The following is a 21,558-nucleotide window of genomic DNA, read 5'->3' on the forward strand; positions in this document are numbered from 1 at the left end:
AAACTACCCTGGCGGGTATGCGAAAGCGCCCCCTTATCGCCCTGGCCGCCGGTACCCTCGTCGCCGGCGCCGCCACGTTCGCGTACGCCTCGCTGATCGAGCGGAACATGTTCACGCTGCGCCGCGTCGACGTGCCGGTGCTGGCGCCCGACGCCGAGCCCCTGCGCATCCTGCACCTCAGCGACCTGCACATGATGCCGGGCCAGCGGCGCAAGCAGGACTGGGTGGCCGCGCTCGGCGGCACCGACCCGGACCTGGTGGTGGTCACCGGCGACAACATGGCCGACCCCGAATCGGTGCCCGGCGTGGTGCGGGCCCTCCAGCCGTTCCTCGGGCTCCCCGGGGCGTTCGTGTTCGGCTCCAACGACTACCGCGGTCCGGTCTGGGGGAACCCGCTGCGGTACGTGCTGCCCGAACGCGAGTACGTGCAGGGCGTCGAACTGCCGTACGAGGCGCTGCGCCAGGCGTTCACGGATGCGGGCTGGGCGGACCTGAACAACGCCCGTACGGTCCTGAAGGCGGGCGGGCGCTCCGTGGAGCTTGTCGGCGTCGACGACCCGCACGTCGACCGGGACGACTACCCGTCCGTGGCAGGCCCCGCCTCGGCGGGCGCGGACCTGCACATCGGGGTCACCCACACCCCCGCCTCCTGGGTCCTGGACGCGATGGCTGCCGACGGCTTCACGCTGCTGCTGGCCGGCCACACCCACGGCGGCCAGGTGTGCGTCCCCGGGTACGGCGCACTCACCACGAACTGCGACCTGCCCACCTCGATGGCCAAGGGCCTGCACCGCTGGCCCGGCTCCGACTCCTGGCTGCACGTCTCCGCCGGGCTGGGCACGCACCCCACCGCGCCGATCCGCTTCGCCTGCCGCCCGGAGGCCACCGTCCTCACCCTGATACCGCGCTGACCTGCGAAATCATCCCCAAGGGGATACCGGATTTGCCTGGCCGGGGCAGTCGGATACTATTGCTCCGCACGCTCGGGGTGTGGCGCAGCTTGGTAGCGCGCTTCGTTCGGGACGAAGAGGCCGTCGGTTCAAATCCGGCCACCCCGACCACGGTAAGGCCCTGACCAGCAGAGATGCCGGTCAGGGCCTTACGTTTGTCTATGGGGTTTGAATCGCCCCCCGAAAACCCCCCGCAAACGCCTGGGCGCAATCAGGTTCGCCGGCCGGTGGTGACACCCAACGCGGTCCCAGGGCTATCGATGGCTGTGCGGGGCCGTGGATCGCGTCCTGAAGAGGTCAAAGCCAGCGTTGATGAGCACGAACGACGCGATCGTGCACCAGTAGAGCCCGCTTACCGAGGCTGTGATCCGGACATGGTGGATATCGCCTACGCGCTCCACAATCTCTCTGTCGAGCAGAGCGATGGTTCCGGTGATGTCGCCGTGCGCAAGGGAGCTACAGCCGCTCCAAACCACTTCGGCGAGGTCCGCGCCGAGTTCGGTCAGTTCGCCGGCCGCCTTGACGATGTCGGAGTACTGCGGTGACCGCAACGCCTTCTTAGCGTCGTGAGATGCCACGCCCGCTTTGATGACCAGGTCGATCAGCTGCTGCTCACGCTGTTCAACTGTCCGAGGGCCTTGATGCCCAACGAGTGCCTGCATCCTCGCCGAGTGGCGAACCTCCTTGGCCTGCAGGGACAGGCGCCGCGTTACCCGGTCCAGCCGCGTCGGCGGTCCAAGCATCCAGACAGCGCGGGCACCGTTTTCGAAGGCGCCGCGGATGAGCGAGGACTGCGCGTGCGTGTGGATGAGAATCGACGCCGAACGGTCGGTCAGTTCGCTGACCAGCGATGAGCGCAGGCACTGAATGTGATCGACGGCGACCGTGAGAGCGTGCCACGCACTGTGCGAGACCTGGTACGGGTCGGTCTTGGCATCGTCGCCCGCCAAGGGACTGCCCGGCTGCACGTGCCAGGCAGCGGCGGGCCTGTCGGTCGTCTCGCGCCATGCGTCGGCCTTGTCCAACAACGACAAGAGCTTTCGAAGGTCGCGGTCTTCGTCGGGCTGCACAGCCGGCGATGCTACGCCGGACCTCGTCGGCTCAGTGGGAATTTCGTCACCGACCGCGACACTCGACGCCCGCTCACGTCCACTTCGGCCCCACCTCAGAATCGCTAGCTGGGCGGGCAGCAGCTGCGCAGGATGGTCTGCAGCTCGTCGAGGGCGTTGATGATGCCGTCGCGGTCGGCGCAGTAGTAGACGGTCTTGCCTTCGCGGCGGGCTTGGACGATTCCACCGCGGCGCAGTGCGGCGAGCTGTTCGGAGGCGGTGGACTGGCCGATGCCCAGTTCGGCGGCGATCTGCCCGACGCTGCGCGGCTGAGCGTCGGCGAACAGCAGCAGGAGTTGTTGGCGGTTCTCGCTGGCGAGGGCGCGCAAGAACTCGCGAGTGCGTTCGCTCAGCGTCGCGGTGTCGGTCATCGGCTACCTCCGCCGCCGACTCTATCTTACATCGTCATATCGTGAATCCATGGGATGACGATACGATGGTCGGCATGACTCTCCTCGACGCTGTTGTCATCGGTGCCGGCCAGGCCAGCCTCGCCACCGCTCACGCGCTCCACCGCCACGGCCTGGACCCGCTGCTGCTAGAGGCGGGCTCATCGCCGACGGGGTCCTGGTCGCGCTACTACGACAGCCTGGCCCTGTTCTCCCCCGCCCGTTTCAGCGAGCTACCGGGGTCGGCGTTTCCTGGCGACCCGGACCGGTACCCGACCCGCGACGAGGTGGTGGCCTATCTGGCCGCATACGCCGAGCGGTTGGGCGCCCCGATCGAGCTGAACACGCCGGCCGTCGCCGTGACCCGTACCGGCGATGGGTTTGTGACCCGGGCCGGGGACGGGCGGGAGTTCACCTCTCGGCTGGTCGTCTCGGCCAGCGGCGGTTTCGGCGCTCCGTACCGGCCGAACCTGCCGGGCCTGGACGCCTTCGCCGGCACGGTGCTGCACTCGGCCGACTACCGGGAGCCGGCACCGTTCGCCGGTAGGCGGGTGGTGGTGGTCGGGGCGGGCAACTCGGCGGTGCAGATCGCCGTCGAGCTAGCGCAGGTCGCATCCGTCACCCTCAGCTCCCGCGGGCCGGTACGGTTCATGGCGCAGCGCCCGCTCGGCCGGGATCTGCACGAGTGGCTGCACCGCACCGGAGTGGAGCGGCTGCCGCTGGGCCGCCTGCTGCGAGGCAGGACCGTGCGGGTGCTCGACGATGGCCGCTACCGGGCCGCGATCGCGGCGGGGCGCCCGGACTGGCGCCCGATGTTCACCGCACTCAACGCGGACGGGGTGGTCTGGACCGATGGCGCAAGGGAGCCGATCGACGTGATCCTGCTGGCCACCGGCTATCGGCCGCAGCTCGCGCACCTCGCCGACTGTACGGGTCCGAACGGGCGCAGCGCGCTCGACGCGAGCGGCTATCCCGACCACGACCGGGGAGTGTCCACCGCCGTACCGGGCCTGGGGTTCGTGGGGTTGGAAGGGCAGCGGGGCATCGCCTCGGCCACCTTGCGCGGCGTGGGCCGCGACGCCGTCCACGTCGTGCGGCGCCTGGCCGCCGACGTCCGTGCTGTTTCGCCGGTCGGGGCATGGTGAACGCCGCCGGTCTGGTTCTTGCCGCGCTGTTGCTGGCGGCGAACCAGCCTCGGCGGCCGAGGTGTTCAATACCTCTCCGAGCGCGGCGCCGCGCTCGGAGAGGTACGGCCTGGCTGAAACGCCTCGATCGCGAACTGGGTAGCTACGGGGCCCGGGTCGGTCCCTGTGCACGGCGCTCAGGGCCAGTTGCCTCCGGGCTGGCCCCAAGCTGTTCGAGGATTCGGGAACTGTCCGGGGCGATGGCCGGTTTGACGATGTAGTGCTTCTTGGTGATCGACTCGTCTTCGTGGCCGAGTTGGCCTGCGGCGTCCTTGGCGTTGGCTTCCTTATCGATGAGGCTGGCAACGGTCTTGCGGGCGGTGTGCGGGGTGACCCATTCGAGGCCGGTGTCGGCTCGGGCTTGGCGCCACTGACGCCGCACGTTCTGCGGAGATAGCCACGTGCCGCGCCGGGAGGCGAAGATCGCATCGTTCGGATTGACGACCGCGGCGATCTTGCGCGCCATCAGCATGCCCACCGCGAAGCGAGGAAGGACGACGGTCCGGTAGCCGGCGTCGGTCTTCGTCCATTCCTGCCGGAAGAACCCCTTGCCCTTCACGTAGACGATCGTGCCGCACATGGTGAGAGTCGGTGGATCCGCGGCGAGTTCCAGGTCTTCCCATCGCAGGCCCAGGATCTCGCCGATGCGGGCGCCGGTGGCGAACAGGAGATCGACGATGTCGGCCAGATCGCCGGTTTGCCGAGGTCCCGACTTCCCGGGCGTGGGCTGCTGCCATTTCCTGATCGCCGCGCGGACTCCTTCGAGTTGATGCGGTTCGAGGGCGACCACCGTGCGGCGCTGCTTGCGGATTCGACCGGTCTCGCGCACTGGGTTGGTGGCGAGCGCGCCACGGCGTACCGCTAGGGCGAACATCTGGCCGAGGACGACCTTTGCGCCCTTGGCTGCTGACGGCCGGTCTTTGGCGACCTCGCGCAGGACCTTGTCGATGCGTCCAACGCTGGCCTCCCGAAGCCGCAGATTGCCGAGGGCTGGCCGGATCACGGTCCGCAAGCTCGTCGTGTACCTGTCTATGGTCTGCGGCGTGACGCGTTCCTCGGTCAGGATCTCGTCAAGCCAGAGGTCCGCGAGCGTGTTGACGCGGGTTTCCCTGGTGATTTCGTCGTCGTTCGGGGCGATGCGGTCACGCAGTTTGGTCTGCAACGCTCGGACGGCGGCCGGGCCGGTAGGGCCGGTGGCCTCGACGTCGCGGGTCTTGCCGTCGTAGTCGCGGAATCGGGCGCGGGCGCAGTGCCGGTTAGGGCCGAGTTTCTCGGTGCGGATGTTGCCCCAGGCTCCGATGGGCAATGGAGGTCGGGCCATGGTTCAGCGCTCCGGGTCGGTGTTGGCGTCGAGCCAGCGGTCGACTTCGCTGCGCCGGTAGCGCAGGGTGTTGCCGACCCGGATGGCGCGCGGTCCTCTGCCTCGGCTGTGCCAGGCGTACAGGGTGTTCTTCGGCTTGCCGAGCCAGGCCGCGACGTCGTCGATGGTCAGGAGCGGGTCGGGCCGCCATTCGGCGGCGGGCGCGGCGCTCATCGCCGGCCTGCCGTGGCGGACGAACCGGCCTGTGGGTCGGAAGCGGTGGGGGTGGTGTCGGGCTGGGCGTGGCCCGGCGTGGGATGTGAGTTGGGCGGGCACGGAGCGGCGGTCCTTTCGACGTGGTCCGGGGTGGGCCGGGGATGGGTGGCGATGCCGCCGCTGGTGTCGGCGTTTGCGGCGGGCGCCGGGTGTGCCCGTCGATCCACGCGGGACGCGGTGAAGGAATCAAGCCGACCGGTGTGCGGCCCGGCGGAATCGGCCGTGCTCGGCGTGGAGTCGTGCCGCGTGGTCTGCGGCCGGCGAACGACGGCGATGGCGGATCGGCGGCCCAGGTACTCAGCCGCCGCGATGGTCAGGTGGGCGTCGGCGTCGAGGACGGCGTCGCCGTCACGGGTGTAGCGGGCGATCAGGTGCGCGACGCGATCCGGGCGGATGCCGTACCAGTCGGGCACCTCACGCTCAGCCGCATCGGCTTGGCGCTGGGTGTGGCGTGGAACGACAAGAAGTCCGACAGACGCTCGAGGGCGCGGGTCGGAGGTGTGTGTCTGCGGCATGGGGTGTGGGCCATGTCCGCCGACGAACGCTGACATATAGAGATACAGATTTCGGGGCCGGATTGGACATCGGCTTGGGTTCCGCATGCCCGCCGCGCCCGGCTAACGCCGTCGCCGAGCACCCATAGCAAGATCGGCTCTGGGGTTGAACACACAGGTCGAAGCCATGATCGCAATAGCACCGCGCTGCTCCAGAGACCCCGCCGAGGCAACTAGTGATCGCGGTCACCTATAACAAGATCGACTTAGGGCTAAGAAGGACCATCAGCCACTTCCGGCCCGCATCTCACCTACTCATCGATGCCCTCCCGATGGAAGGCGTATCGGTGGCCGACTACGCCGACCGCACATGGCGCGGCAATTGGGCGGTCACCAAGGAACGCTCGCGGGCCGAGGACCGCCTGGTCGCGGCCATCCTGCCCTTGGCTGATTTCCGAGGGTGCGGCCGTGGTCGCCGAGGCCACGATGACGTTCGAGCCCAACTCATCGCACCGGAGCTGACCTGCGGCTTGTCCAAACGAGGGCCGAAATCTGTATCTCTAAGTGCGGGACTTTCCCGCACCTGGTGACCTCTTCGACCAGCCCCGCTGACGGCGCTGACACCCGCAACGGCCCCGCCGAACCCTTCCGAAGGAGGACGGCCACCGCGCCGGTCGCAGGTCACCACCATCCCTCGCCCGCCCGCCCGCCCGCCCAACCCCACACCCCGGGGTGTGGGGGCTCGGCCACCCCGGAGGTGCTTGTCCCATGAACCACCGCCCGCTCCACCGTCCCATGCCGACTCCGCGCCGCCCGGCCAACGACCGATCCGGTGCTCGCGCGGCGCCTCAGCGGCCTCGTCCCGCCGTCCCCGTCTGCCGTCCCGCCGTCCCGCGGACGTCGTCCCCGGCCGTCCCGCCGTCCCCCAGGCGCCGTCCCCGACCGTCCCGCGCTGGGTCTATGCCCGCTCGTCCTCGCCGTGGTCGGCGTCGGGTCGCCGCCGGTTCGGCCATGGGGAACCGGCCTGGGCCACGCCGTCCCCGACAATGCCCCCGGTGCCGGGGCGCCGTACCCGATCCCGGCCCCGCCGGATGGCGTGCGAGCGCAACGGGCTGTCTCGCGACGACGGCCGCAAGCGGCTCGGCACGGCGGTGACCGTGGCGGCGAGTACCGAGTCGGAGCCCGCCATGCCGGTTCAGGTTGCGGCTCTGGTGGGTCGCAACACCTTCACCGCTGGGGGCGAGCGGTCGAACGAGACCCCTCAGGAGCCGTCCAACGAGGGATTCAACGAGCTTTCCCACGAGGCCGAGGACTCGTGGGACCGCGCCCCCTATGACACGTCATCCGTGCACGTCAACGGCACCGAGGAGGACTGGTGGAACGGAACCGACTGATAAGAGATATCACTCCTACTAGCACTCACCGCTCTGCCCCTACCGGTGCCCGCCTCACGGCGTCCGTCGTGGCCGGCGAACTCGGTCGACTCACCCCCCGAGACCGGTTCCTGCTCGACCTGCTCGACCAACACAAGACCTTCACCACCGACCAGCTCGTCGACCTCGCCTTCGGATCCGTCGGCCGTGCCCGCAACCGGCTCAACACCCTGCACTCCCGAAACATCCTCGACCGGTTCCGCCACTACCAACGCCCCGGCTCGCAAGCCTGGCGGTGGACCCTCGGCCCGGTCGGCGCCGCGCTGATCGCGGCCGGACACGGTGACCCGCTGCCCCGCCCCGCCGCCGTGCGCGACGCCACGGCACGACTGGCCATGTCCCCGACACTCGGCCACCTGCTCACGACCAACGGGTTCTTCGTTGCGCTGACCGCGCACGCCCACACCGACCCCTCCACCCGGCTGGACCGGTGGTGGAACGAGGCCCGCTGCCGCGAACAGGTCGGCGCCGTGGTCCGCCCGGACGGGCACGGCGTGTGGAACGTCGGCGGACGTGCGGTGCCGTTCTGGCTCGAAGTCGATCTCGGCACCGAAACCCTGTCGCGCGTGGTCGGCAAGCTGACCGGCTACGCCGCGCTCCCAACATCGCGGGCGTATCCGGTGCTGTTCTGGTTCCCCACCGGCGCCCGCGAGCAGAACTTCCACACCCACCTCACCCGCACCGGGGTGCCCGACGCAGTGACCGTGGCGACCGCCGCCGACTACGCCGCCGACACCGGCGGCCCGGCGGGGCCGGTGTGGCGGGTCGCCGGACACCCCGGGCGGATCAGCATCGCGGACCTCGCCCCGACTGGGGACGGCGACCGTGGAAATGCCCTGCAGGACCGGTGGCATCCAAACGCGGCTTGATCTTGCCCCGTCGTGCCGGCGTGATGCAGCGCAGACCGGGTTCGTGGTCCTACTACACCCGGCCCGCCTGCCACGACTTGACCGCGTCGGGGATGACGTAGTTCGGGAACGGCTCCGTCTCTGGATCGGCGCCGGTCGAGACGCTGGCGCCCGAGATGCGGAGGAGCACCTTCGTGCCGCCTGCGCTGACCAGGCTCACGCCGCTCGGGGAGGTGCCTCGCGCGTCGGTCAGGCCGAGATCCGATAGCGCAACGAGCTGCCACGACCGGACCACCGTCGGACGTGCGACGTCAAGGAGTTGGACAACGAAGATGGCTAGGCGCGGTGGACAGGTGGCGGCATCTTGTCGGGCACCGGAATGGCCGTCTCGCTGGGCCACACCGCACCGAAGATCATCGCGGAGGCGGATGACTGATAGCGGACCCTGACGCCGCTGATGGACAGACTCTTGGACGTCTGGATGTTCGGTCCCCACGGCTCCGTGGCATCGCCGTAGCGGTCTACCTGCACGATGTCCGGGTGGTCGCTCGCTTTGAGCACGCCTTCGATGACGTCAAGAACCTCGGCCAGCCGCATTCCGCTCCGATCGATGCTTGTTCAGGAGGTGGGGAGTCTAAGGGCGGATCTTGGCCAGGCTGGTGATCGATGCGCCGCCCAGGATCGCGCCGCCGCACTGAGCTCGCGACGGTGCTGCGCTGGGGACTCCTGGCACCGCTGGGTGTAGAGCTTCGCCAGGGCGGCCGAGAACGCATCCAGCGCGGCCGGATCGGCTGTCTGCCACATCGGCACCGAGGCAGCCCACCGCTCGGCCTGCCCGGGTGTGTGCCCGGCGCGGATCAGCCGAACCACCATCAGCGCTGTGTCGATCCACACCGCGCCTCGGCATGGCGTTGACCAATCCACCACGAAGACCGCCGACCCAATGATGAAGTTCCGTGCTGTCACGTCGGTGTGCAGAAGGGTGTCCCCGTCAACCAGCTCGGGCGCCACGCGCCCCGCCCATCGGGCCGTCGCCGGTTGCACGCGATCGGTGGGCGAGGGTGTGAGCAGCGCTGATAGGTGTTCGAGCGTCGCGGCGATCCTCGTTAGATCGGGCGAGTTGGGAGCGAGGTCAGCGTGCCGGCCGTCGGCGACGTCGAATCCAAGTACATGCCAGTCGCCCGTCTCGACTTCCCACCTTAGGTGCGGAACCACAGAGCGAGGCAGGACGCCGTTTAGGCGCGCTTCGTTGCGGAGCACCCAAGCTCTGGGGTTGTCGGCCCGAGTCGCCTTGCAGAACACCGGCCGCCCGGCGGTGCGAAGGATGACGGCCATGTCGGCGAATGATCCCGCCGCCACCGGCTCAACCCGTTCCAGGTCGCCCGTGTGCTCGCGCACCGCGCCCTGAACGTCTAGGGGGAGGTCAAACCAGTGGCAGCGGTCCATCACGATTCCTCCGGGGTTATCGAGGGGACCGTACTCGACTTGCGGTGTTCAGCGTCACCGTCCGGGGCTGTCGGTACAGCCCGCGTGGCACTGGGTGCAATCGCTAGTAGCGCCGACGTTCCACAGGTCAGCGTCGAGGCGGTATCCGGCCGCGCGGATCGTCTCTACTGTGTTCGAGATCGGCACAGCGGCCGACTCGGGCGTGTTGGGCCATCCGTCGCCGGGTGCGTCGTCGGGCCGGTGGTGGATGAAGCGGCCCGCTACGCGGTCGCAGAACGCCTCGTAGTCACGGGTGTAGAGGATGAACGTGTGCCACCCGATGTCCACCAGATCGGACGGACCGATCGGCTCGGTGGTGACCGCGCACGCGCCGAGGAACGCAAGCGCCTGGTCGAGAATCCGGACGGGCATGTCAGGTGCCAGCTCGGGATGCTCGAAGGCAACGCGGGCTGTCAGCCGCGAGAACAGCTCCTCCGGCACCAATGAACGCCCATCGATGGCGCCCTTTGCTGTGGTTACGGACATGTGTTCCTCCTGCCGCTATGGGACATGAGCGACGATGCCCGCCGCACCGTTGAGGCGGCTCCGTCGCGGTGGGACCTAGATCGCTGAGACCTCAGCCCGGCATGTGCCGGTGCAGCTCAAGCCATAGGGATCAGTGGTTGACGGCATTGCGCAGCATGTTGTTCCCCGCCCCGATTGAGCCCCTGGCCCAGCCCAAGAAGCGGTCGTATAGATCGGGAGCGGCTCCGCGCGCATTCGCGGCCCAGTCGTCAATCGCCTCGACCAGGCAAGAGCCGAGGTAGATGGCGAGGCCGGTTGGGAACCGCTGGTACTGCTCAGCGAGTTCGACCTTCGCTGCGGCGCACGGCCATGCCTGCCCACAAGCGCGGCATTCCCAGGACGGTCGCGCCGCCTGATGCTCTGTACGGGGCATCAGCACGGCGGTCCGCCCGCGCGGTGGGTCTGCGCTGGGGTAAGCCACCCGGCCCGGCCGACTTGTGGGAACGCCTGGGTCTGCACGGACGCCCAGGCCCCAGTGTGGTCGTTGCGCACGACCTGCGAACGCTTGCGCATACGGGCCTTAGTGGCCTCGTCACAAAGCCATGGCATACCGCAGACGGCGCACCGCCGTGCACGCCACCATGCGAGGCGCTCCCACCATGCCTGTGCACGGGGGTAGTGCTGCATTGCAATCACCTCGATCGGTCGAAGACGGGACACGAGGGTGGTTCGCGCGCGCGGCCGGTGTAACCGCACCAAACCGCTGAGCAACAACGTACGCCGTGCAACATCGTGGTGCAATGTCTCCGGATGAGACAATGACTCATGCAAGACCATCCGCGCGCTGATCAGAGGGGGTTTGCAAGACTGTGCCGAGACGCAAGGGACGGGATGCAATGCCTGGTGCACGAGGATCGATCGACCGGCGACGGCTCGGCATCGAGCTGCGTCAGCTACGGGAGGCCAAGGGCCTCACCCTGGAAGACCTCAAGGCGCACACCGGCTGGTCGACGAGCAAGGGCAGCCGCCAGGAGCGCGGATTGGTGCCGATCAATCCGGCCGATCTGCGCACGCTCATGCAGTTCTACGAAGTCAAGGAACAGGCGATCATCGACGCCCTGTTCGCGCTGGCCAGCGGATCACGCGGCCGAGACTGGTGGCACCGATACGACGACGTCGTGTCCCGACAGTTCTCCACCTACCTCGGCTTCGAGGCCGTGGCCTCCGTTGTGCAGACATACGAAGGCATGGTCGTGCCGGGCCTCCTACAGACCCCGGAATATGCGCGTGCACTGGTCGATGCCGTCGGCGATGCTCAGAATGAAGAAGAGGCGGGGCGAAGAGTCGAGGCCCGCACCTACCGGCAGCAGATACTGCAAGGTGACGATGCGCCCCGCCTACATGCGATCTTGGATGAGGGGATCATGCATCGCGAGGTCGGCGGACGGGACGTCATGCGCGGCCAGCTTATGCACTTGCTCGACGCGGTACGGCGCACCAACGTCGTCGTGCAGGTCATCCCGTATCAGGCCGGCGCACACCGGGCCATGGAAGGCGGGTTCATCATCCTGCGTTTCGCCGAAGACGAGAACAGCGACGTAGTGAGCGTGGACCTACGCACAAGGAGTCTCTACATCGACGACCGCGCCGAGGTAGAGGAATACAGGGAAGCCTGGGAATCAGTGCTTGCAACGGCCGCCAGCCCACTCCAATCCCAGCAACTCATCGAAAGGGCGGCCGAGGAGATGAAGCGATGAAGACCTACCACGAAACCTTTGACCGCAACGCAGTGGAGTGGCGCAAGCGCTCCAACGGCAGCGGGGGCAACTGCGTCGAGGTCACCGACCTGACGGACGGCGGGTTCGCCATGCGCGACTCGAAGGACCCCGACGGCCCGATCCTGTTCTTCACCCCGGGGGAGCGCGCTTCGTTCGTCCAGGGCGTGAAAGAGGGCCTGCTCGACTAGGGAGCCGCTCTCGGATCATGGTGGTCCGGTCCAGGCTCCCGGCCAGGGCAAGTGCGGCCGGGTTGTGCACGGCGAGGTCGTCGGCGCGCACTACCAGGCCACGCCATTGTTGGAGCTGGTTAACCCAGTGTTCCGCGATATAGCGCTGCCTCTACTGCTTGGCGTCGAAGGCTGGTGGACGGCCACCGACCCAGCCTCGCCGCAGGCGGTGAGCCTTCTGGTCGCCACGGCTGCGGGATCTTGGCGCGGATCCCGCGCCTGCGCAGCCATTCGCGGATGGCAAGTACCCGAGGGACCGGTCACGACCGCGCCGGGCAGGGAATCCGCCCGGTGATTGACCGTCGAACGCGCGTTGGATCAGCCTGACTGCTCCGCTCTGGGCGGATTCCGGGCTGAGGCGGACCAATGTCCCTCCGTTTACCCCCGAAAACCCTTGCCTAGTATCGGCTTTTAATGACAAGGAATGACATGCCGCAGGCCACCTCTGAGCAGGTCAATGACCAGTTCCGGCAGTCAACGACATGCTTGGAACCGTGACGTTCCGCAAGAAGAGGTTCTGGCAACAAATGACAAGGCCCGACGGAGGCCGAGAACAACGGGCGGTCGGTTCAAGTTTCGTCGGCTACGCCGATGCCAGGATGTGCCGCTTCAGCGGCGGTTCCACGCCCGTCCCTCGAAGACCGAGAATACGCCAGGCGCGAGCCTCGACTGACCGCGACAGGCGTCGGAACTGTGCGGGTGCAGACCGACGATCGAACAATCCACTACGGACTCGGCGAGCGGGAACACTTCAGGGCATGGAGAACGGCCGCGGTTATGGGAGGACAGTCGATGAGCGAACTGAGTTGTATGCCGCAGCCGACCCCAACCACCACCAGCGTGGCCGCGGTCGCACACCGGGGGGCTTCACCCACCTCGGACCGCTTCGCCGCGACCTACCGGACCGTGTGCGGCCAGTCACCACGCGACACACTCCGCAGCTGACCACCTGGACCAGCCGCGACCCGACTGATCCTGACGGCCTGCGATGACCGTCATAGCCAACCGAGGATGGGTCTCTCCCCGGATCCGACCCTTGACCGGGTTTTCCAACCCGGACATCAGGTCATGATCCCACGCGTTCCCATCCGCGTCGGCTGGTTCGGCTGCCAAGCCGGTCTTCCCGTGACCGGTAGACGATGTATGGGCGAGTCAGGTAGCCGACCGGGGCGGAGAAGACGTGCACAAGCCGGGTGAACGGCCAGAGCGCGAAGAGGCCGAATGCGACGAGTGCGTGCAGCTGGAAGCCGATGGGTGCGTTGGCCATGAGTTCGGGCTGGGGCTGGAAGGCGAGAAACGAGCGATACCAGACCGATACACCTTCCCGGTAGTTGTACTCGCCGCCGAGGGAGAAGACCGAGCCGGCGATGGTGTTCCACATGCCCAGGAGGATGACGGCGCCCAGGAATGCGTACATGACCTTGTCCATCGACGTGGTGGCGCTGAAGACCGGACCGACCGTACGGCGTCGGTAGATCAGGATCACCATGCCGACGAACGCCATCAACCCGGCCACGAGACCCCCGACGACGGCGACGAGGTGGTAAAGGTGGTCGTCGATCCCGATGGCCTCGGTCCACGAGCGGGGCACCAACAAGCCGATGATGTGACCGCCGACCACCCCGAGCATGCCGAAGTGGAACAGCGGCGACCCGAGGCGCAGCAGCCGGTCCTCGTAGAGCTGTGACGAGCGCGTGGTCCAGCCGAACTTGTCGTAGCGGTAACGCCAGAAGTGACCAACGACGAAGGTTGCCAGGCAGAGGTAGGGGATGATGACCCAGAGGAAGGTGCTCACCGTGGCGCTCCTACTCCGATGGTGGGTCCGCTGATGAGTGCCGGGCCACGGACCGCGCTGAGGCTGGGGTCAGCACCGTAGCCGCCCAGACCGACCTCCTCGGCGGGCGGGCCTTGCTCGATGAGGCGCCGTACCGCGTCGGCTTCCACGCCGGCGAGTTCGGGAAGGGTGGCGCAGAGCGCGCGGAGCGCGCCGTGCCACGGTGACCCGATGCTTCCGTCGTGGTTGCGCCACCCGGCCAGCGCGATGCGCAGCATCTCGACGCTGGCCCGGTGCTCGTTGAGCAGCTGCCAGGCCACGTCGGGGTCGATGGTCGCGCCGTATTGGAGCACGGCGCACAGGTGGTCGGGAAGCTCTCCGCAGGTGTCGTCCCACTGCATGCCCCCCTGTCGGTACGCCTGCTTGAAGCGCAAGAGGGCGGCGCCCCTGCGGCGGGTGTCGCCGTAGGCGTAGTAGGTGAGGTAGAGGGCGCACTTGCGGGTGTGGTCGAAGGTTTCGACGTACTCCTTCTGCAGCTCTCTGAGCTCGCGGCAGCGTAGGTGTGCCAGCAGGCTTGCCAGCGGTGCGTTGGCTGGCACCTGCGCTTCGATGTCGTCGAGGCTGGCCAGCAGCTCAGCCGTCGGATAGTCCAGCAGGACCGAGCAGGCGGCCCAGACGTTGCGGGTGGTGACGGCTCGGCGGTGCTTGCGCGTACGGGGAAACATCAGGTGTCGTCTCCCTGATCCTTCGAGGCGCGTGGCGGGAAGAGCCCCTCCGGGGTGCCACGGCCGTCCCAGTTCAGCAGGTTGACGCGTCCGGCCTTGGACCCGCCGCCTACCAGCTCGTCGCTGGTGTCGGCGGTCTGCCGGTCCTGGAGCATCCGGAAGTTCTCGATTGCGACCGGGGTGGGATACCCGGCGCCTTCGCCTAGCAGGTCCTGTTGCCCGCCGCCGTAGTCGCTGACGGGGCATTCGGTGGCGAGTTCCTCCAGGGCGTGTGCCTGCTCGGCGTGGGCGGTGGGGATGACGTACCGCTCCTGGTACTTGGCGATCGCGAGGAGGCGGAACATGTCGTACATTTGTTCCCCGGTCATACCGACGGCCGCCGGGATCGTGTCGTCGGGGTCGCGATCGAGGTTGATGTCACGCATGTAGGAGCGCATGGCGGCAAGCTTGCGCAGCACCCGGTCGACGGGTGCGGTGTCGCCCGCGGTGAACAGGTTCGCGAGGTACTCCACCGGGATGCGCAGTGCCTCGATCGCGGCGAACAGGTTGCCACGTTCCTCGGCGTCGTGGCCGGTCTCCCTGATGACGTCGACAACCGGCGAGAGCGGCGGGATGTACCAGACCATCGGCATCGTGCGGTACTCCGGGTGCAGCGGCAGCGCCACCTGGTACTTGTTGATCAAAGCCCAGACCGGCGATCTCGTCGCGGCGTCGATCCAGTCGCCGGGGATGCCCGCGGCTTCGGCGGCGTGCCGGACCTCGGGGTCCGCGGGGTCCAGGAAGCAGCCCCGTTGGGCGTCGTAGAGTTCGTGCTCGTTCTCCACCGAGGCTGCCTCGAGGACCCGGTCGGCGTCGTAGAGCACGAGCCCGATGTAGCGCAGCCGTCCCACGCAGGTCTCCGAGCAGACAGTGGGGATGCCGACCTCGACGCGCGGGTAGCAGAAGGTGCACTTCTCGGCCTTGCCGGTCTTGTGGTTGAAGTAGACCTTCTTGTACGGGCAGCCGGAGACGCACATCCGCCAGCCGCGGCAGCGGTCCTGGTCGACCAGGACGATGCCGTCCTCGGAGCGCTTGTAGATCGCGCCCGAAGGGCAGGAGGCCGCACACGAGGGGTTGAGGCAATGCTCGCAGATGCGCGGCAGGTAGAACATGAAGGTCTGCTCGAACTCGAGTTTGACCTTGTCCTCGATGCCCTTGAGCAGCACGTCGCGGGCGGCGTGCTCGGGGGAGCCGCCGAGGTCGTCGTCCCAGTTGGCCGACCACTCGACGTTCATGTCCTTGCCGGTGATGAGCGACTTGGTGCGGGCGACCGGGAAGGTGTCGGTCTGGGGTGAGTTCAGCAGCGTCTCGTACTCGTAGGTCCAGGGCTCGTAGTAGTCGTGGATGGAGGGCAGCTTGGGGTTGGAGAAGATGTGCAGCAGCTTCCGCAGCCGGCCGCCGGCCTTGAGGGCCAGGCGGCCGTTGGGTTTGCGGACCCAGCCGCCTTGCCAGGTCTCCTGGTCCTCGTAGGTGCGGGGGTAGCCGAGGCCGGGCCGGGTCTCGACGTTGTTGAACCACACGTACTCGGTGCCGGTGCGGTTGGTCCAGGCCTGTTTGCAGGTGACCGAGCAGGTGTGGCAGCCGATGCACTTGTCGAGGTTCATTACCATGGCCATTTGTGCCATGACACGCATGTCAGAACTCCACCTTCGTGGCGCGCTTGCGGATCATCGTGACTTCGTCCCGGTTGGTGCCGATCGGGCCGATGTAGTTGAAGAAGTAGGCGAGCTGGGCGTAGCCGCCGACGATGTGGTTGGGTTTGAGCAGGATCCGGGTGAGGCTGTTGTGGATGCCGCCGCGTTTGCGGTCGCGTTCGGTCAGCGGGACGTCGATGAGCCGGTCCTGAGCGTGGTGCATGTACACGGTGCCCTCGGGCATCCGGTGGCTCACGATTGCCCGGGCGGCGACGACGCCGTTGCGGTTGACCATTTCGATCCAGTCGTTGTCCTTGACGCCGATCTTGGCCGCGTCTTGGTCGGAGAGCCACACCGACTGGCCGCCGCGCGACAGCGACAGCATGAACAGGTTGTCCTGGTACTCACTGTGGATCGACCACTTGTTGTGCGGGGTCAGGTAGCGCACCGAGACGCCCAGCTCGTTCTGCTCGCCGATCGGCGTCTCGCCGAACAACGCGGTCATGTTCAGGGGCGGCCGGTAGACCGGCAGCATCTCGCCCGTGCCGAGGAACCAGTCGTGGTCGACGTAGAACTGCTGTCGGCCGGTGAGGGTGTGGAAGGGCTTGAGTCGTTCGATGTTGATCGTGAACGGTGAGTACCGGCGACCGCCGGACTCCGATCCTGACCATTCCGGTGAGGTGATGACGGGTACCGGGGCGACCTGGGTGTCGGCGAAGGTGATCTGCTTGCCCTCGTGCTCGGCGGCGAGGTCGTGGAGTTGGGTTCCGGTGCGTTTCTCCAGGAACTTGAAGCCCTGGGTGGCCAGGTGGCCATTGGACACGCCGGCCAGGTGCAGAATCGCGTCGGCCATCTGCACATCGGTCTCGACCTTGGGCTGGCCGTCGCCGGCACCGCCGCGGGTCACCCCGTTGCGGCGGCGCAGGATGTCGATCTCTCGTTTGACGTCGTAGGCCACGCCCTTGGTGAGCATGCCGACCTTCTCCATCAGCGGGCCGATGGAGATCATCTTTTCGTAGATCGCGGCGTAGTCGCGGTCGGCGACCGCGATGACCGGCATGGTCTTGCCGGGCACAGGGTCGCACCCGTCGGGATGGTCGGGGCCGAGCCGCCAGTCCTTGACCACCCCGTGCACGGTGGCCATCGCCTCGGGCGTGTCGTGCCACAGCGGCTTGGCGATGACGTCCTTACGGGTGCCGAGATGGTCGGCGGCGAGCTCGCTGAACCTCTTGGCGATCGTCTTCCAGGCATCCCAGTCGGATTTGGTCTGCCAGGGCGGCGCGATCGCCGGGTTGAAGGAGTGCACGAAGGGGTGCATGTCGGTGGTCGACAGGTCGTGCTTCTCGTACCAGGTGGCGGCGGGCAGCACAACGTCGCTGAAGATGGTGCTGCTGGTCATCCGGAAGTCGATCGTCATCAGCAGGTCGAGCTTGCCCTCCGGCGCCCGATCGGCCCACCGGATCGTGCTGGGCCGCTGCGCCGGTCCGGCCTCGGCGGCGGTTGCGGCGCTGTCGGTGCCCAGCAGGTGCCGCAGGAAGTACTCGTTGCCCTTGGCGGAGCTGCCGAGCAGGTTGGACCGCCACAGCGACAGCACGCGAGGGTGGTTGTCCTCGGCCTCAGGGTCCTCCACCGCGAACCTGAGCCGGCCCTCCTTGAGCTCGCGGGCGACGTACGCGGGTGCCTCCATGCCCGCCGCTGCGGCGTCGTCGGCCAGGGTGAGTGAGCTGCGGTCGAAGGTGGGATAGCTCGGGGTCCAGCCGAGCCGGACCGACTGGGCGAGCAGGTCCATCGTCGTCTTTCCGGCGAAGACGCCGGTGCCGGCGTCGAGGTCGTCGGCGGTGAAGGTGTCGTAGCGGTACTGGGAGGTGTTGACGTACCAGTACGCGGTCTGGTTCATGTGCCGCGGCGGCCGTTGCCAGTCCAACGCGAATGCCATGTGCTGAAAGCCCATGATCGGCCGGATCTTCTCCTGGCCGACGTAGTGGGCCCAGCCGCCGCCGTTGCGGCCCTGGGTGCCGGTGATTGTGGTGAGCAGCAGGATTGCCCGGTAGATCTGGTCGGAGTGGAACCAGTGGTTGGTGCCGGCGCCGAGCAGGATCATGCCGCGGCCCTGGGTGTCGATCGCGTTCTGCGCCCACTCGCGGGCCAGCCGGGTGACCTGCGCGGCGGGCACGCCGGTGTGCTGCTCCTGCCAGGCCGGAGTCGCGGGGATGCTCGCGTCGTCGTACCCCCGCGGCCACACCCCCGGCAGGCCCGCCCGGTGCACGCCGTACTGCGCCAGCAGCAGGTCGAGCACGGTGGTCACCACCCGGTCACCGATGCGCCGCACCGGAACACCGCGCCGCTCGTACGTGACCTTGCCGTCGGTGCCGTCGAAGCGCGGCAGCTCGACCTCGACACCGTCCGGCGCGGCGGATCCCGACGCGGGGTACAGCGACAGTGTGGGGTCGATGTCACCGAGGTCGAGGTTCCACTTGCCCAGACCCTCGTCGCCGTAGCGGTGACCGATCGCTCCCCGGGGGATGCGCACCTCGCCGGAACCCGTGTCGATCACGGCCGGCTTCCACATCTGGTTCTCGCTGCCGCCCTCGGGATGCTCGATGTCGCCGGCGACCAGGTACTTGCCCGGACGGTAGGCGCCGTCGGCCTCGGGTTCGAGGCAGATCAGGTACGGCAGGTCGGTGAACTGCCTGGTGTAGTCGGCGAAGAACGGCGCGAGGGATTCGACGAAGTGCTCCCGCAGGATCACGTGCCCCATCGCCATCGCCAGCGCCCCGTCGGTGCCGGGCGCCGGGCTGACCCACTCGTCGGCGAACTTCACGTTCTCCGCGTAGTCCGGCGCAACGGCAACGACCTTCTGGCCGCGGTAGCGCGCCTCGGTCATCCAGTGCGCGTCCGGGGTACGGGTCATCGGCACGTTGGAGCCCCACATGACCAGGTAGCCCGCGTCCCACCAGTCCCCCGACTCGGGAACGTCGGTCTGGTCGCCGAACATCTGCGGCGAGGCGTTGGGCAGGTCGGCGTACCAGTCGTAGAACGACAGCATCGGCGCGCCGATGAGCTCGAGGAAACGTGCGCCCGAGGCGTAGGACACCGGCGACATCGCCGGGATCGGCGAGAAGCCGGCGATCCGATCCGGTCCCCACCGCTTGACGGTGTACACATGCGCGGCCGCCACCAGCTCGGCGACCTCATCCCAGCCGGTCCGGACCAGTCCCCCCTTGCCCCGGACCTTCTTGTACGCCCGCGACTGCTCCTCGTCCTGCACGATCGAGCCCCAGGCCACCACCGGGTCGCCGTACTTCTGCTTGGCCGCCCGGAACAGGTCCAACAACACGCCGCGCACGTAGGGATAGCGGACCCGCGTGGGGCTGTACGTGTACCAGGAGAACGCCGCGCCGCGCGGACAGCCCCGCGGCTCGTACTCCGGGCGGTCCGCGCCGGCACTGGGATAGTCGGTCTGCTGCGCCTCCCAGGTGATGATCCCGTCCTTGACGTAGACCTTCCACGAGCACGACCCGGTGCAGTTCACCCCGTGGGTGGACCGCACCACCTTGTCGTGGCTCCACCGGTCCCGGTAGAAGACGTCGCCCTCGCGACCGCCCCTCTTGTAGACCGCCCGATCATCGGGCGACACCTCGGCCTTCGTGAAGAACCGCCGCCCCGAGATCAGGGCCTGCTGGAAGGGGCTCTCAAGGCTCATCGGGCGGCTCCTCGGCGCAATTCTCGAAGGACTGGCGGACGAAGGGCCTCCCTACCGTCAGCCCGTACCAGCTCCCAGCACCACCGCCGCGCTCCGCGCGCGAGGAACCCACCAGACGGCCCACCACACCGGCGCCGGGAGCAGGGAAGCTGCGCTCTAGTCCACGCCGGCGACCTCCGCACGCACATTTCTCACCATGTCACACACCGCCCGCGAAATGGTTGCGATCCTTTAATCGATGTCACCTCGCGCGTTGCGGGCGGATCGATTTCCCGAAGGAGGTAGTGCGATGAAGCGCACCGCACCGACCGGGTCCGGGGAGTGGCTGCGATCCTGGGACCCCGAGGACGAGGCCAGCTGGGACTCGGGCCTGGCCTGGCGGACCCTGTGGATCACCACCTTTTGCCTGACGCTGGCCTTCGTCGCCTGGTTCCTGCCGAGTGCGATCATCCCCAAGCTCAACGCGCTGGGGTACCACTTCAGCAAGGACCAGCTCTACTGGATGGCGGCGATGCCCGGGCTGTCCGCCGGACTCTTCCGGCTCGTCTGGATGACCCTCCCGCCGATCCTCGGCACCAGGAAAATGGTCTCGCTGACCACGCTGCTGCTCATCGCTTCCACGCTCGGCTGGGGAGTACGGGTCCAGTCCCCCACGGCGCCCTACTGGGAACTCATGACGCTCGCCTTCCTCGCCGGCATCGGAGGCGGCGCCTTCTCCGGCTTCATGCCCAGCACCTCCTACTTCTTCCCCCGCGCCAAGCAGGGCACCGCGCTAGGCCTACAGGCCGGTCTCGGCAACTTCGGCGTCTCACTGGTGCAGCTGATGACGCCATACCTGATCGCGGTCTCGTTCTTCGCGTTCCTCGGTGACAGTCAGCAGATGGCCGTACCGGGCAAGCCGCCCAAGGAGGTCTGGTTCCAGAACGCCGCCTTCGTGTGGATCCCGCTGATGGTCATCGGCGCGGCGCTCGCCTGGACGCTGTTGAAGTCGGTGCCCATCAAGGCGAACATCCGGCAGCAGTTCGACATCTTCGGCAACACCGACACCTGGCTGATGACCCTGCTCTACATCATGACCTTCGGTACCTTCTCTGGCCTGGCTGCCCAGTTCGGGCTGCTGATGTCGAACCTGTACGGGTCCGGCAACCCGAAGATCGTCGAGGGCGTCGGCGCCACCGCCCACGTCCTGATCGACGGCTACACGGTGCCCGACCCGGTCAAGTACGTCTTCCTCGGCCCACTCATAGGAGCCGGTGCCCGCGTGCTCTTCGCCCCCCTCACCGACCGCATGGGCGGCGCCATCTGGACCCTGATCTCCGGCCTCGGGCTGATCGCCTCCATCGCCTACACGATCCCCGCCCTCACCCCGGACCTGAGCTCCGCCGCAGCCCTGGACTCGGACTTCCACCAGTTCCTCTGGGGCATGCTCGCGATCTTCCTGTTCTCCGGAATCGGCAACGCCTCCACCTTCAAACAGATGCCGATGATCTTCGAACGCCGCCAGGCAGGCGGAGTGATCGGCTGGACCGCCGCAATCGCCGCCTTCGGGCCGTTCTTCTTCGGCGTCGGCATCACCACCATCGGCGCGACCGCCTTCTACGCGGTGGGCATCGCATGGGCCGTGATGTGCGTGGCCATCACCTGGATCCGCTACGCCCGCAAGGACGCGCCTCGGCCCAGCTAGTGCCGTAACACCGGATACGGTCGCGCCCGCACGGCGTTGACGGCGTAGGCGCCGAGGTCGG

The 21,558-nt window shown here is 67.8% G+C and carries 20 protein-coding genes and 1 tRNA gene; 8 read left to right on the forward strand and 13 right to left on the reverse strand.

Features of this window, described 5'->3' with window-relative positions; genetic code table 11:
- Positions 1–17: 17 nt before the first annotated feature.
- Complete coding sequence (locus tag ACMCNO_RS33315; protein ID WP_412753366.1) at positions 18–911, forward strand: metallophosphoesterase; 894 nt, start codon at positions 18–20, stop codon at positions 909–911.
- 73 nt (positions 912–984) lie between these two features.
- A tRNA-Pro gene (locus ACMCNO_RS33320) sits at positions 985–1,061 on the forward strand.
- 143 nt (positions 1,062–1,204) lie between these two features.
- Here ACMCNO_RS33320 and ACMCNO_RS33325 read toward each other — a convergent pair.
- Both ACMCNO_RS33325 and ACMCNO_RS33330 read right to left on the reverse strand, forming a co-directional pair.
- Complete coding sequence (locus ACMCNO_RS33325) at positions 1,205–2,020, reverse strand: hypothetical protein (RefSeq protein WP_412753367.1); 816 nt, start codon at positions 2,018–2,020, stop codon at positions 1,205–1,207.
- Positions 2,021–2,124: 104 nt separating this feature from the next.
- Positions 2,125–2,430 carry an ArsR/SmtB family transcription factor gene (locus ACMCNO_RS33330; protein WP_412753368.1) on the reverse strand — a complete coding sequence of 102 codons (306 nt, stop codon included), beginning with the start codon at positions 2,428–2,430 and terminating at the stop codon, positions 2,125–2,127.
- Between the two features lie 74 nt (positions 2,431–2,504).
- Between ACMCNO_RS33330 and ACMCNO_RS33335 the strand changes: the two genes are divergently transcribed.
- A complete protein-coding gene (locus ACMCNO_RS33335; protein ID WP_412753369.1) occupies positions 2,505–3,593 on the forward strand; it encodes a flavin-containing monooxygenase in 1,089 nt (362 codons plus the stop codon).
- A 142-nt stretch (positions 3,594–3,735) separates the two neighbouring features.
- Here the strand turns inward: ACMCNO_RS33335 and ACMCNO_RS33340 are convergent, their stop codons facing one another.
- The 3 genes from ACMCNO_RS33340 to ACMCNO_RS33350 are packed head-to-tail and all read right to left on the reverse strand — an operon-like array spanning position 3,736 to position 5,621.
- Positions 3,736–4,953 (reverse strand): tyrosine-type recombinase/integrase, encoded by a 1,218-nt coding sequence (locus ACMCNO_RS33340; protein ID WP_412753370.1) that lies wholly within the window; start codon positions 4,951–4,953, stop codon positions 3,736–3,738.
- Positions 4,954–4,956: 3 nt separating this feature from the next.
- Positions 4,957–5,166 (reverse strand): helix-turn-helix transcriptional regulator, encoded by a 210-nt coding sequence (locus tag ACMCNO_RS33345; protein WP_412753371.1) that lies wholly within the window; start codon positions 5,164–5,166, stop codon positions 4,957–4,959.
- Positions 5,163–5,621 carry a hypothetical protein gene (locus tag ACMCNO_RS33350; protein WP_412753372.1) on the reverse strand — a complete coding sequence of 153 codons (459 nt, stop codon included), beginning with the start codon at positions 5,619–5,621 and terminating at the stop codon, positions 5,163–5,165. Before ACMCNO_RS33350 ends, ACMCNO_RS33345 begins: the two co-directional genes overlap by 4 nt.
- 1,136 nt (positions 5,622–6,757) lie before the next feature.
- On the opposite strand from ACMCNO_RS33350, the gene ACMCNO_RS33355 reads away from it, so the two are divergent.
- Together ACMCNO_RS33355 and ACMCNO_RS33360 are read left to right on the forward strand one after the other, a co-directional pair.
- A complete protein-coding gene (locus tag ACMCNO_RS33355) occupies positions 6,758–7,096 on the forward strand; it encodes a hypothetical protein (protein WP_412753373.1) in 339 nt (112 codons plus the stop codon).
- Between the two features lie 68 nt (positions 7,097–7,164).
- Entirely contained in the window at positions 7,165–8,004 is an 840-nt protein-coding gene (locus ACMCNO_RS33360) for a replication-relaxation family protein (RefSeq protein WP_412753374.1), read from the forward strand.
- A 52-nt stretch (positions 8,005–8,056) separates the two neighbouring features.
- Here the strand turns inward: ACMCNO_RS33360 and ACMCNO_RS33365 are convergent, their stop codons facing one another.
- From ACMCNO_RS33365 to ACMCNO_RS33380, 4 genes are all read right to left on the reverse strand, one after another.
- Positions 8,057–8,203 (reverse strand): hypothetical protein, encoded by a 147-nt coding sequence (locus tag ACMCNO_RS33365; RefSeq protein ID WP_412753375.1) that lies wholly within the window; start codon positions 8,201–8,203, stop codon positions 8,057–8,059.
- Positions 8,204–8,319: 116 nt separating this feature from the next.
- Entirely contained in the window at positions 8,320–8,580 is a 261-nt protein-coding gene (locus ACMCNO_RS33370; RefSeq protein ID WP_412753376.1) for a hypothetical protein, read from the reverse strand.
- Positions 8,581–8,601: 21 nt separating this feature from the next.
- Complete coding sequence (locus ACMCNO_RS33375) at positions 8,602–9,429, reverse strand: hypothetical protein (protein ID WP_412753377.1); 828 nt, start codon at positions 9,427–9,429, stop codon at positions 8,602–8,604.
- Between the two features lie 54 nt (positions 9,430–9,483).
- A complete protein-coding gene (locus ACMCNO_RS33380; protein WP_412753378.1) occupies positions 9,484–9,909 on the reverse strand; it encodes a glycine-rich domain-containing protein in 426 nt (141 codons plus the stop codon).
- 920 nt (positions 9,910–10,829) lie between these two features.
- Here ACMCNO_RS33380 and ACMCNO_RS33385 point away from each other — a divergent pair.
- Positions 10,830–11,690, forward strand: a complete 861-nt coding sequence (locus ACMCNO_RS33385; RefSeq protein ID WP_412753379.1) for a helix-turn-helix domain-containing protein — start codon at positions 10,830–10,832, stop codon at positions 11,688–11,690.
- Positions 11,687–11,899, forward strand: a complete 213-nt coding sequence (locus tag ACMCNO_RS33390) for a DUF397 domain-containing protein (protein WP_412753380.1) — start codon at positions 11,687–11,689, stop codon at positions 11,897–11,899. The genes ACMCNO_RS33385 and ACMCNO_RS33390 overlap by 4 nt, the downstream gene beginning before the upstream one ends.
- Before the next feature lie 1,105 nt (positions 11,900–13,004).
- Here ACMCNO_RS33390 and narI read toward each other — a convergent pair.
- Genes narI through ACMCNO_RS33410 form a run of 4 tightly spaced genes read right to left on the reverse strand, consistent with a single transcriptional unit; the run spans position 13,005 to position 19,813 of the window.
- Entirely contained in the window at positions 13,005–13,733 is a 729-nt protein-coding gene (gene narI, locus ACMCNO_RS33395) for a respiratory nitrate reductase subunit gamma (RefSeq protein ID WP_412753381.1), read from the reverse strand.
- Entirely contained in the window at positions 13,730–14,437 is a 708-nt protein-coding gene (narJ, locus tag ACMCNO_RS33400) for a nitrate reductase molybdenum cofactor assembly chaperone (protein ID WP_412753382.1), read from the reverse strand. The genes narI and narJ overlap by 4 nt, the downstream gene beginning before the upstream one ends.
- Positions 14,437–16,110, reverse strand: a complete 1,674-nt coding sequence (narH, locus tag ACMCNO_RS33405) for a nitrate reductase subunit beta (RefSeq protein ID WP_412753383.1) — start codon at positions 16,108–16,110, stop codon at positions 14,437–14,439. The genes narJ and narH overlap by 1 nt, the downstream gene beginning before the upstream one ends.
- Position 16,111: 1 nt before the next feature.
- Complete coding sequence (locus tag ACMCNO_RS33410) at positions 16,112–19,813, reverse strand: nitrate reductase subunit alpha (RefSeq protein WP_412753384.1); 3,702 nt, start codon at positions 19,811–19,813, stop codon at positions 16,112–16,114.
- A gap of 289 nt (positions 19,814–20,102) precedes the next feature.
- On the opposite strand from ACMCNO_RS33410, the gene ACMCNO_RS33415 reads away from it, so the two are divergent.
- On the forward strand, positions 20,103–21,497 hold the full coding sequence (locus ACMCNO_RS33415; RefSeq protein WP_412753385.1) for an MFS transporter: 1,395 nt from the start codon (positions 20,103–20,105) through the stop codon (positions 21,495–21,497).
- Positions 21,498–21,558 lie beyond the last annotated feature (61 nt).

It is taken from the genome of Krasilnikovia sp. M28-CT-15 (genome assembly GCF_047159595.1).
GTDB lineage: Bacteria > Actinomycetota > Actinomycetes > Mycobacteriales > Micromonosporaceae > Actinoplanes.